8 protein-coding genes are annotated in these 12,365 nt (G+C 56.5%); 4 read left to right on the top strand and 4 right to left on the bottom strand.

The window, feature by feature from the left end; all coding sequences use genetic code 11:
* Nucleotides 1–255: 255 nt before the first annotated feature.
* Both NWP14_RS20190 and NWP14_RS20185 read left to right on the top strand, forming a co-directional pair.
* Nucleotides 256–1,578 (top strand): MFS transporter, encoded by a 1,323-nt coding sequence (locus NWP14_RS20190; RefSeq protein ID WP_095098205.1) that lies wholly within the window; start codon nucleotides 256–258, stop codon nucleotides 1,576–1,578.
* Between the two features lie 50 nt (nucleotides 1,579–1,628).
* Nucleotides 1,629–2,564, top strand: coding sequence for a 2-hydroxyacid dehydrogenase (locus NWP14_RS20185; RefSeq protein ID WP_375215866.1), 936 nt, complete (start codon nucleotides 1,629–1,631; stop codon nucleotides 2,562–2,564).
* A 374-nt stretch (nucleotides 2,565–2,938) separates the two neighbouring features.
* Here NWP14_RS20185 and NWP14_RS20180 read toward each other — a convergent pair whose 3' ends face one another.
* Complete coding sequence (locus NWP14_RS20180) at nucleotides 2,939–3,847, bottom strand: sugar phosphate isomerase/epimerase family protein (RefSeq protein ID WP_375215865.1); 909 nt, start codon at nucleotides 3,845–3,847, stop codon at nucleotides 2,939–2,941.
* A gap of 517 nt (nucleotides 3,848–4,364) precedes the next feature.
* Nucleotides 4,365–5,219 (bottom strand): PA4780 family RIO1-like protein kinase, encoded by an 855-nt coding sequence (locus NWP14_RS20175; protein ID WP_331833899.1) that lies wholly within the window; start codon nucleotides 5,217–5,219, stop codon nucleotides 4,365–4,367.
* A gap of 550 nt (nucleotides 5,220–5,769) precedes the next feature.
* Between NWP14_RS20175 and NWP14_RS20170 the strand changes: the two genes are divergently transcribed.
* Nucleotides 5,770–6,945, top strand: coding sequence for an efflux RND transporter periplasmic adaptor subunit (locus NWP14_RS20170; RefSeq protein WP_095098194.1), 1,176 nt, complete (start codon nucleotides 5,770–5,772; stop codon nucleotides 6,943–6,945).
* A 23-nt stretch (nucleotides 6,946–6,968) separates the two neighbouring features.
* A complete protein-coding gene (gene oqxB / locus NWP14_RS20165) occupies nucleotides 6,969–10,121 on the top strand; it encodes a multidrug efflux RND transporter permease subunit OqxB (RefSeq protein ID WP_375215864.1) in 3,153 nt (1,050 codons plus the stop codon).
* Nucleotides 10,122–10,198: 77 nt separating this feature from the next.
* On the opposite strand, the gene NWP14_RS20160 is transcribed toward oqxB, so the two are convergent.
* A complete protein-coding gene (locus tag NWP14_RS20160) occupies nucleotides 10,199–10,678 on the bottom strand; it encodes an Rrf2 family transcriptional regulator (RefSeq protein WP_331833892.1) in 480 nt (159 codons plus the stop codon).
* 602 nt (nucleotides 10,679–11,280) lie between these two features.
* Nucleotides 11,281–12,351: a mannonate dehydratase gene (gene uxuA / locus NWP14_RS20155; RefSeq protein ID WP_123708487.1), complete on the bottom strand. Its 1,071-nt coding sequence runs from the start codon at nucleotides 12,349–12,351 to the stop codon at nucleotides 11,281–11,283.
* Between the last annotated feature and the right edge of the window lie 14 nt (nucleotides 12,352–12,365).

Here is a 12,365-nt window from a genome sequence, read left to right as displayed (position 1 = left end):
AAGAATGAACTAAATATCATTTTCGATATTTTTTTGTGGGGATTATAAAAATGATTATAAGCATATTTCCATGTTCTGTGATTAAGGTCGCACACGGTTTCTGACGTATATGTTGTTATGTCTGTAACATAAGTTCATCAATCGCTCTTTTGTTCATATTAAGAAAAAAGAGTAACTAATGTTCACCGGGTACTTAACGCTCATAGATTAATTTCGTTTTATTTTTTTAACGACTTTTAACATCGAAGGTTAATTATGTCTGACTCTACACTCACTCCATTACCAAATACAAAGAAACCCACTAACTACCGCTGGGTTATCTTTGCCACGATGTTCTTCTTATTAGCCGTTAACCTGATGGATCGTATTACCTTATCGATCGGGATGCCGTATATAAAAGAAGAGTTCGATCTTTCACCGACCACTCAGGGTTTGATTCTTAGCAGCTTCTTCTGGTCCTATGCTCTGCTGCAGGTGCCGGGAGGCTGGCTGCTCGACCGCTACGGCCCGCGTAAAGTGATCACCGGCGCGCTGTTTGGCTGGGGGTTCTTCCAGGCCATTATCGGCCTGGCGAGCGGCGGAATTAGCCTGATCCTTTCCCGTATCGGTTTAGGGGTCATGGAAGCGCCGGTTTCACCCAGCGGCGCGAAGCTGAGCTCAACCTGGCTGACGCAATCTGAAAGGGGCCGCGGGGCGGTTATCATGGACTCCGGCAGCCCGCTGGGCGTGGCGATTGGCGGGATTATCGTGGCCCATTTAATCGTGCTGCTGGACTCATGGCGCGTCACCTTCGTGGTGGTCGGCCTCTTCACCATGCTGCTGGGCTTTGTGGCATGGCGAATTCTGCGCGACCGCCCGTCTGAACACCCGAAAGTGGATCCGCAGGAGGTGGCGTATATTGCCGCCGGCAACGTCAACGGCGCGACCGACGCCGATGACGCCGCGCCGACCAAGGGCCTGGGGATCAGCTGGTTTACTATGGCGGCGATCATGATTGGCCGCGCCTCCTGGGGCATGGTGTACTGGGGGCTGCTGACCTGGGGGCCGAGTTATCTGGCGCAGGCGCAGGGTCTGCAGCTGGCCTCTATTGGCAACTCGACGTTTATCATCTTTATTATGGGTACGCTGGGATGCCTGTTTAGCGGCTTCTTCGTCGACTTCCTGGTGAAGAGAGGCGTCAGCCATAACGTATCGCTGAAAAGCCTGCTGTCTATCTCCGGCATCGTCGGGCTGAGTGTGCTGTACGCGCTGTCGACGGTTACCGATCCGGACCTGGCGGTTGGCCTGCTCTCCGTCGCCGCCTTCTTTATGATGTTTGGCAGCCTGTACTGGAGCTTCCCGGCCATTCTGGCGCCGAAAGACCGCGTGGGTCTGGTTGGCGGGCTGATGAATATGGCTAACAGCTGCGCGGGGATACTGGTACCGATTCTGGTGGGCGTTATTTTACAAGCCACCGGTAGCTTTGAAAGCGTGCTGGTCTATTTCGCCGTCTGCGCCGGGTTCTACACCGTCGGGACGCTGTGCATTAACTTCAATAAATTACCGCTGAAAAACGGCCAGCTGTCATACCAGAAATAAATAGCCGCTTAGTACTGTGGCTGAATCACTATTAAATACAGGATGCTGATATGTCAGTTATATTACGAGTGGATAAAGTACCGCAGGTGTTAGCGGATGAGTTAGCGCTCGCCCACACGTTGTATGAATACAGTAAATTGTCTGCTGAACAATTGCATGCCATCGCCGGGCAAGTCCAGGTAATATTAGCCAGTGGGGAGTCGAAGGTTGAAGCCGCATTGATTAATCAATTGCCGCAATTAAAATTAATCGCCGTATTTGGTGTGGGTTATGACGGCGTGGATATTCGCGCCGCCGCCGCAAGAGGTGTCCAGGTGACCAATACGCCGGATATTTTAACCGATGACGTTGCCGACCTTGGGATCGCTCTGATGCTGAACGTATCAAGGCGCATTAACGGCGCGCAGAAGTTTATTGAGCGCGGCGGCTGGCAATCCGGCACCTACCCGCAGTCAACCAAAGTCAGCGGCGGGCGTCTGGGCATTGTTGGCTTTGGCCGCATTGGCCGGGCCGTCGCTAAAAGGGCGCAGGGCTTTGCGATGCGCATTGCCTGCTTCGATCGCAATCCCGTGGAAAGCAGCGAGGTGACGTACTATCCCGATTTGCTGGAGCTGGCGAAAAATAGCGATGTGCTGATGGTATGCGCCAGCGCGGGGAAGGAGAGCCAGAAGCTGATTAATCACGACGTGCTCGCCGCCCTTGGGCCGCAGGGGATTTTGATTAATATTGCTCGCGGCAGCGTCGTGGATGAGGAGGCGCTGGCGGAAGCTCTCACCCTCGGCACAATTGGCGGTGCGGGTCTGGACGTTTTTGCTAACGAGCCCCACGTTCCGCAGGCGCTGTTGAACCGCGATGACGTGGTGGTGACGCCGCATATTGGCAGCGCCACCCGCGCAACCCGTGCGGCAATGGCGAAGCTGGTTATCGATAATATCGCGGCGTTTTATGCCGGTAAGCCGCTGCTGACGCCGGTACCAGCGGCGTAATGTCAGCGTATTGCCTGCTGGCGTTATGCCGAACGTACGGCATCGGCGCCAGATGACCGGGTTAAGGGGGAGATAACCGTCTCCCCCTTAACAATCCTCGCTCTCCCGCAGGGAACCTCTTCCTGCCTTCAGCCTGCGGTCGGCCCATCTCCGGGGCTTGCTCCTGTCTCTATTCGCCTCTCGCCGCCATCTCTCTGGCGGTCAGCCCCTTCGGTACGCCGATTTCAGCGGGCGTGAAGGCCCCGCCTTACGCCTGTTTATCACCGCTCGTGGGTCATTGCGGCAGCGCCGGTCTTTATTGCGGATGAGACAAAAAAATGCCCGCCGGTTGTTTAACCCGCGGGCATTAGTCCTGTGCTATTCGGGCCTCGCGATTAGCTTTGCGCTTCGCGCCAGGCACTCTGCAGAAATTCACGGCACTGGCGTTCGTTATCCCACAGATCGTCCTGCTCGGTGGTGCGCATTTCGACGGCAAGGGAGATTGGGCCGAGCTCTTTCGGCAGCTCAAGGCTCATTGCGGTTCGGATAATATGCGCCGCTGACTCCGTGGTGAGGAACCCTGGTTCGCCAAATTTCATATGATAATCACCGTAACCCTGAGCCTGCGGGTCAAGGATGGCGTTAGCCAGATGCAGCTGCGAAATCAGCGGCGCGGCGAGCGTCAGCGATTCCGCGAGATCTTCCTGATTCAGCGAGACGTGAGCGCTATCCCAGGCGAGATAGAGTTTAGGGCAGTCCGGCCGCAGCGCTTTCATCCACTCCACGGTCTCGTCCGTCGGGCCAATCAGCTGACATTTATGCGCGAAGCGGTCGAGAGGCTCGACCTGTAAAAGCATATTCTCATACTGGCCAACGACTTCGCCAATACGTACCAGCGCTTCGCCAAACCCCTTTTTTGCCTCTTCACGGCGCGCGTCGCCGGGATCGCCGCCGCTCACCAGCGACAGTTTACTGGTGCCGCATTCGGCCGCCAGGTGGACCAGCTCGCAGGCGCGACGGATGGATTTCTCCCGCAGCTCGGGGTCGAGGCTGCTGAGGTTGAGATGGTCTTTAAGCAATTCGAAGGTCAGCCACTGGGTGACATTCAGGCGCTGCTGTTCAGCGAGGTTGCGGATATTCGCCGCGATTTCCGGCCGATGAATAATGCCGGTTTCAAATCCCCGGTAATAGCCGATGCCGGCGATTTCGTGGATGACCTGTAGAACGGCGTTTTCATCGCCGGCTAGCGGGAAAAAAAGCTCGGCGATGTGTGCTGAAGGATACAATTCGGTCGTTACTGTCATATCACTGCCTCCTCAAAGAGCGGGGTTAAGGTATGGGCTACGTGGTTACGCCAGGTGCAGGAAGCGCTTCATTGGCCGTGAACATTTTAATGATATCTGAACATATGAACAAACATAGAACGTTCGTAATGTCATAACCTTGACGCCGATCGCACTTTGCTCTAAACGGCGACTCTGCGCATATCGCTGTTGATTTTATTTAAGATAATTTTTCTTTACCGTTTGGCGGGCGGGAGAGGTGGGGCCGTGATGCGGCGTGATAATGAGCATTCAAGCGTTAACTTGATGTTCAAAAGTATGCATTGAGCGGGGGGAAGGGATCTCTTCGGGCCTGGGGATGAAGCTGAGGGTTGCTGTCGGCGGATCTTGCTCCGGGGAGATTGCCGCAGCCCGGGGTTGTTCGGGCTGCAGGCCCTTCTGCGGGCTCTTCTGGCTGCGGGATGAGCGGGGTTTCTCGCGGTTAAGCGCTTTCTGCCCCTCAGCCTACGCTACCGTACGGCCGCTCAAAGGCGTAAATCTACTCATCGTCGCGTTCTTTGGCGGCGCGCTGGCGTTCGTAAAATTCATCTTCCGCGGCGATGATCTCATCCATCAGCGAGTCCATATCGACGTCATGGACCTCTTCGACAAAGAGGCCGGTTAGCGGCGTTTCCGGGGTTAATTTTCCGTCTTCATACAGCATCCATATCTCTTTCGCGTAGCGCGTCTTTAATAGCTGCGGAGCGAACTGGCCGTAGTAGGAGGTGATGTTATTCACGTCACGCTCGAACATGGATTTTGCATGGTTGTTTGCCGCGGCATCTACCGCCTGCGGCAGGTCAATAATCACCGGCCCCTGCGCATCAAGCAGGACGTTGAACTCCGATAAATCACCGTGTACCAGACCGGCGCAGAGCATGCGCACGATATTGCGGATCATGGTAGCGAAATCAGCGACGGCTTCCTCTTCCGTCAAGGCCACATCGCTAAGGCGCGGGGCGACCGCGCCCTCGGCGTCAGTGACAAGCTCCATCAATAACACGCCGTCAATGCAGATATAGGGTTGAGGTACGCGAACCCCGGCGTTAGCCAGGCGGAACAGCGCATCGACCTCCGCCATTTGCCAGGTCTCTTCCTGCTGCTTGCGTCCGAACTTTGAGCCTTTTTGCATCGCGCGGTTATTACGCGAATTGCGGACTTTACGACCTTCCTGATACTGCACGGCCTGCTTAAAGCTGCGCTGTGCCGCCTCTTTGTACACTTTGGCGCATTGGATCTTATCACCGCATAAAACAGTGTAAACGTCGGCTTCTTTACCGCTTTTCAGCCGTTGAAGCACTTCGTCTATCAGGCCGTCATCGACCAGAGGTTGGATTCTGTTTGGGATTTTCATGCGGCTTTATACCTTATTTCAGACGCTTTTCGTACTGATAATACGGGACAGTCATCGTGTTCCATCCGGGTCAAAATCATGACATAGCTCAGTAAGTGCGATGTTTTCTGGAATGGGTAACAAGGTTAACTGGAATCAGGGAAATTGTCCCGCAGGAATGCAGGTACAAAACAGCTGCAGGGCATACGCGGTGCGGGCTCTTAGGGATTCACCTAATGACGCCGGTCGTTCCCGATGGCGCATTTAAGGCGGGCTGGCGCCGAAAGATGCGCCGCCGGGGCGCTATGGGGGCGGTAAAGTCAGAAAAAACAACGAGCCTTAACAAATGGTCATACTTCACCTCCGCGAATAGCACATAAAGTGCAACAATTATTCTTGCACTTAATTTAGCGCCTCCCTACAATCCCCGCGATAGTGTACTCGTAATTGATACATATTTTGTGGCGATGAGCGACACAAATGGCCTTCAGCCAGCCCGGACAAAGGAAGTGGCGCAGCGTCCCCCGCAGCGTCTTGTTCGGCGGCAACAACAACCAGCGGAATAAAAATAATGAGCCTGCAAAAACCTTGGGTTAACTTTCATCGGCGTTTGTTGGGGACGGCGCTGCTCGCGGCGCTGCTTGCCGGATGCGACAACGGCATCGCGCAAAATGCCGCCCCCCAGGCGCCTGCCGTCAGCGCAGCCGACGTGGTGGTCAAACCCGTCAGCCAGTGGGATAGCTTTAACGGCCGAATCGAAGCGGTAGAGAGCGTCCAGCTGCGTCCGCGCGTCTCCGGCTATATCGATAAAGTGAACTACACCGATGGCCAGGAAGTGAAAAAAGGCGAGGTGCTGTTCACCATCGACGACAGAACCTACCGCGCCGCGCTCGAACAGGCGCAGGCGGAGCTTTCGCGCAGCAAAACCCAGGCCAGCCTGGCCCGCAGCGAGGCCGGCCGTACCGACAAGCTGGTGAACACCAACGTGGTCTCCCGCGAAGAGTGGGAGCAGCGGCGTTCGGCCGCCGTTCAGGCGCAGGCCGATATGCGGGCGGCGCAGGCGGCGGTTGACGCGGCGCAGCTGAATCTTGATTTTACCAAAGTGACCGCGCCTATCGACGGCCGCGCCAGCCGCGCGCTGATCACCAGCGGCAACCTCGTCACCGCAGGCGACAGCGCCAGCGTGCTCACTACTCTGGTGTCGCAGAAGACGGTTTACGTCTACTTTGACGTGGATGAATCAACCTATCTCCACTACCAAAACCTTGCCCGCAGCGGGCAGGGGGCGTCCAGCAGTCATCTGGCCCTGCCGGTGGAAATTGGCCTGGTCGGAGAGGAGGGCTATCCCCATCAGGGCAAAGTGGATTTCCTCGACAATCAGCTCACCCCGAGTACCGGCACGATCCGCATGCGCGCGGTGCTGGATAACGCCCAGCGCCTGTTTACGCCGGGACTGTTCGCCCGCGTGCGCCTGCCGGGCAGCGCCGAGTTCAACGCCATGCTGATTGACGACAAGGCGGTATTAACCGATCAGGATCGAAAATACGTTTATATCGTTGATAAAGATGGTAAAGCGCAGCGTCGGGATATCACGCCTGGCCGCCTGGCGGCGGGCCTGCGCATCGTGCAGCAGGGGCTCAACCCCGGCGATAAAGTCATCGTAGACGGCTTACAAAAAGTGTTTATGCCGGGCATGCCGGTTAACGCGAAAACCGTCGCCATGACCGCCAGCACCGCCCTTAACTGATCCCTTACCAGAGAATCCGTCGTATGGACTTTTCCCGCTTTTTTATCGACAGGCCGATTTTTGCCGCGGTGCTGTCGATTTTGATTTTCGTCACCGGATTGATCGCGATTCCGCTGCTGCCGGTCAGCGAATATCCTGACGTCGTGCCGCCGAGCGTGCAGGTGCGCGCGGAGTATCCGGGCGCCAACCCGAAGGTTATCGCGGAAACCGTGGCCACGCCGCTGGAGGAAGCGATCAACGGCGTTGAAAACATGATGTATATGAAATCCGTCGCCGGTTCCGACGGCGTGCTGGTCACCACCGTGACCTTCCGCCCGGGCACCGATCCCGACCAGGCGCAGGTTCAGGTGCAAAACCGGGTATCGCAGGCCGAAGCCCGCCTGCCTGAGGACGTGCGCCGCCTCGGGATCACCACCCAGAAGCAGTCTCCCACGCTCACCCTGGTGGTGCATCTGTTCTCGCCGAATGGCAAGTACGATTCGCTGTATATGCGCAACTACGCCACGCTGAAGGTGAAGGATGAGCTGGCGCGCCTGCCGGGCGTCGGGCAGATTCAGATTTTTGGCTCCGGCGAATACGCCATGCGCGTCTGGCTGGACCCCAATAAGGTGGCGGCGCGCGGCCTGACCGCTTCTGACGTCGTCGCGGCGATGCAGGAGCAAAACGTACAGGTTTCCGCCGGCCAGCTCGGCGCCGAGCCGCTGCCGAAAGAGAGCGATTTCCTGATCTCGATTAACGCCCAGGGGCGCCTGCATACCGAGGAGGAGTTCGGCAATATCATCCTCAAAACGGCCCAGGACGGATCGGTGGTGCGCCTGCACGACGTGGCGCGCGTTGAGATGGGCTCCGGCAGCTACGCCCTGCGCTCGCAGCTGAATAATAAAGACGCGGTCGGGATTGGTATCTTCCAGTCGCCGGGGGCGAACGCCATCGACCTCTCTAACGCCGTACGCGCGAAGATGAGCGAGCTGTCGACGCGCTTCCCGGAGGATATGAAGTGGGCGGCGCCGTACGACCCAACGGTCTTCGTGCGCGACTCCATCCGCGCGGTGGTGCAAACCCTGCTGGAAGCGGTGGTGCTGGTCGTGCTGGTGGTGATTCTGTTCCTGCAAACCTGGCGCGCGTCGATCATCCCGCTGATTGCCGTGCCGGTGTCGGTGGTGGGGACGTTCAGCATCCTCTACCTGCTTGGTTTCTCGCTGAATACCCTGAGCCTGTTCGGGCTGGTGCTCGCCATCGGGATCGTGGTGGATGACGCCATCGTGGTGGTGGAGAACGTCGAGCGTAATATTGAAGAGGGGCTGGCACCGCTGCAGGCGGCGCACCAGGCGATGCGCGAGGTTTCCGGGCCGATTATTGCTATCGCCCTGGTGCTGTGCGCGGTATTCGTACCGATGGCCTTCCTCTCCGGCGTCACCGGGCAGTTCTACAAGCAGTTTGCGGTAACTATCGCTATTTCGACGGTGATCTCGGCGATTAACTCGCTGACGCTCTCCCCGGCGCTGGCGGCGCTGCTGCTGAAGCCGCACGGCGCGCCGAAAGATATGCCGACCCGGCTTATCGACAGACTGTTCGGCTGGCTGTTCCGACCGTTTAACCGCTTCTTCAACCGCAGCTCCCACGGCTATCAGGGACTGGTAGCGAAAACCCTGGGCCGACGCGGGGCGGTGTTCCTGGTTTATGTGCTGCTGCTTTGCGCCGCCGGGGTGATGTTTAAAGCCGTGCCCGGTGGATTTATTCCGACCCAGGATAAGCTGTATCTGATTGGCGGCGTGAAGATGCCGGAAGGCGCTTCGCTGGCGCGAACCGACGCGATGATCCGCAAAATGAGCGAAATCGGCATGAACACCGAAGGCGTGGATTATGCGGTGGCGTTCCCGGGACTCAACGCGTTGCAGTTTACCAATACGCCGAACACCGGTACGGTCTTCTTCGGCCTGAAGCCGTTCGATCAGCGTACGCATACCGCGGCGGAAATTAACGCCGAGATTAACGCTAAAATTGCGCAGCTGCAGCAGGGGTTCGGCTTCTCGATCCTGCCGCCGCCGATTCTGGGACTGGGCCAGGGTTCCGGCTACTCGCTTTATATCCAGGACCGGGCCGGGCTGGGCTACGGCGCGCTGCAAACTGCGGTTAATACCATGTCGGGGGCGATTATGCAGACGCCGGGAATGCACTTCCCGATCTCCACCTATCAGGCCAACGTTCCGCAGCTGGATGTGCAGGTAGATCGCGATAAGGCCAAGGCTCAGGGCGTGTCGCTGACCGATCTGTTCGGGACGCTGCAGACCTATCTGGGATCGTCCTACGTGAACGATTTTAACCAGTTTGGCCGCACCTGGCGCGTGATGGCCCAGGCCGACGGGCCGTTCCGCGACAGCGTGGAGGATATCGGTAATCTACGCACCCGCAACAGCCAGGGCGAGATGGTGCCGATCGGCAGCATGGTGAATATCACCACCACCTACGGGCCCGATCCGGTGATCCGCTACAACGGCTATCCGGCGGCGGATCTTATCGGTGATGCCGATCCCCGCGTGCTGTCGTCCGCTCAGGCGATGACGACGCTGGCCGGGATGTCTAAGCAGGTGCTGCCGAACGGGATGAATATTGAATGGACGGACCTCAGCTACCAGCAGGCCACTCAGGGTAACACGGCCATGATCGTCTTCCCGGTCGCGGTGCTGCTGGCGTTCCTGGTGCTGGCGGCGCTGTATGAAAGCTGGACGCTGCCGCTGGCGGTGATCCTGATCGTGCCGATGACCCTGCTATCCGCTCTGTTCGGGGTCTGGTTAACCGGCGGCGATAATAACGTGTTCGTGCAGGTAGGGCTGGTGGTGCTGATGGGGCTGGCCTGTAAGAACGCCATCCTGATCGTCGAGTTCGCCCGCGAGCTGGAGATGCAGGGGAAAGGGATTATCGAGGCCGCGCTGGAGGCCTGTCGCCTGCGTCTGCGCCCGATTGTGATGACCTCGATTGCCTTTATCGCCGGGACTATCCCGCTGATTCTGGGCCACGGAGCGGGGGCGGAGGTTCGCGGCGTTACCGGGATCACGGTGTTCTCCGGGATGCTAGGGGTGACGCTGTTCGGCCTGTTCCTGACGCCGGTGTTTTACGTTACGCTGCGCAAGTTCGTGACGCGCGGCAAGCCGGTAGCGGAGGTTCAGCCCTCCTGACCCAACCTTCATAGCATAAAAAAACCGCCTTCACTGAAGGCGGTTTTTTACTATTTAAGGGAGCCGGAGCGCCGGATTTAGTGCGCTTTTTTGGCGAGAGCGTCAGCTTCGGGCAGCGGCAGGCAGCCGCTGATATCGCCTTTTTTGACCTTTTCCAGCGCGCTCGCCACGGTATGGCGAGCCAGCACGTTCAGCGATGCCTGTTCGGCTTCGTCGGCGATGGACTTGAAGTACCAGCAGGCGTTGGCGCTGACCACGCAGCGGGCCGGGACGTCAGGGCGCGAAGCCCACAGCTTTTTGTCTTCAATCACGGAGACGTAGATATCGCGCAGGGTAATTTTATCAGCCGGGCGGCCAAGGTGGATGGATCCGTTGCGCCCCAGCGTCGAGACGATAATGCCGTCGCGCGTGAGGGGAACCATCAGTTTACGGATAAAGCTCGGATTGGCTTCCAGGCCATAGGCGAGGATCGCGCTGGTCGAACGTTCACCCAACTGCTCCGCCATCGCTACGCTGAGAACCATCTGCAAAGCTGTCGGGAAGCGGTAATCTAGCATTTCATCTTCCTGGGTCGCGGTGAATATTATTCTTTTTGGCACCGCAGAGGTGAGTGATCAATAAGCACAATATAACAAATAAGGCGACTTTTTAGAAGGAATCCCCGTCGGGGAGGGCACGTAAAGTCCATTTTCACCGTGGGCCTTTAGCGGGTGGGGTGGGATGGCTGAAGGGGCCTGGCGAGGGGCGTTGGGTCCGCGGCTGCGTCTAAGCGATTCGGATTCAGTCGCGTTCATGCCGCGGGGTAGCGTCTTAGCGGCAGCGCGTCGTTACAGAACTCTGTAGCCATCCGCGATATCTACGTGGAACCACGCTTCTATCTTTATAAAAAGTATGGCCGTCCGGTGTCGCCAAAAACCATCGCTCAGAGGGTGAAATAACACCTACGCGCAGTAAGTACCGGTTCGCCTCAGAAAAGCTGAATTTATGCATTTTCTGCGCCGGGGCGTCGACGGCGCTGAGAGCGACCTCTTTCATCGGATGACTCTGGTAATCACCGATGGAGACGATTGGTGGGCTGGTGGAGTCGAAATTGGCTATATAATTATTGAGTTAATTAAATATATGATTACCGGGGAACATTATTCCCCGGTTCAGGGGATTATTGCTTTTTCTTTTCCAGTGCTTCCCATAACCCCATCAGATAAGTAACACCTAATGCGCGGTCGTAAAGGCCATAGCCCGGACGCCCGGTTTCACCCCAGATAAAGCGACCATGATCCGGGCGAATATAGCCGTCGAAGCCGTTATCATGCAGAGCCTGCATCACACGATACATATCCAGAGAACCATACTGTGAAGGATGAGCAGATTCGTAGAAATCTTTATCCTTAATCAGTTTGATATTACGGACATGAGCAAAATGGAGACGCTTACGACGGGTAAATTCCGCCAGAATCTCATACACATTATTATCGGGATCTTCAGCAATCGATCCGGTACATAGAGTAATACCATTGGCGGGTGAATCAACCGCATCGCAAATCATTGCCAGATCGGCATGGTTTTTCACAACGCGCGGCAGCCCAAAAATAGAGTACGGTGGATCGTCCGGGTGGATTGCCATTTTCACACCCACTTCTTCGCAAACCGGAATAATTTCACGTAGGAAATAAAACAGATTTTCACGCAGCTTGTCATCATCAACGCCGCCGTAACGGGAAAATAATTCTTGTACTTTTGCCAGACGCTCTGGTTCCCATCCTGGTAAGGCGAAACCGTTAGAATTATCCAGGACTTCTTTCACCACCTCTTCCAGCGTTTTATCAATACCATGCTTTTCGAAAGCCATAGTCAATGAACCATCTGGAAGGACATAGTTCATGTCGGTTTTCATCCAGTCAAAGACGGGCATGAAGTTATAGCAGATAACTTTTACGCCAAAACCGGCCAGATTACGGATGGTTTGTTTGTAGTTTTCAATATAGCGGTCGCGCTCTGGCGTACCGATTTTGATGTCATCATGTATGTTGACGCTTTCAATGACTTCCATCGTCAGGCCCGCAGCATGCGCCTGCTCCACCAGCGCCTTAATTTTATCAACCGGCCAGACTTCTCCAGGTGCAACGTCATACAGAGCACCCACCACACCTTCCACTCCAGGCACCTGTCGAATATATTCCAGAGGGATTTTATCTTCCTGCGGCCCAAACCATCGCATTGTCATCTGCATTCTTACATCCGCCT

It is taken from the genome of Klebsiella sp. C349492, assembly GCF_042055345.1.
Taxonomy (GTDB): Bacteria; Pseudomonadota; Gammaproteobacteria; order Enterobacterales; family Enterobacteriaceae; genus Klebsiella; species Klebsiella scottii.
Note: the sequence above shows the minus strand (reverse complement) of the source record. Positions and strands in the feature narration are given on the sequence as shown.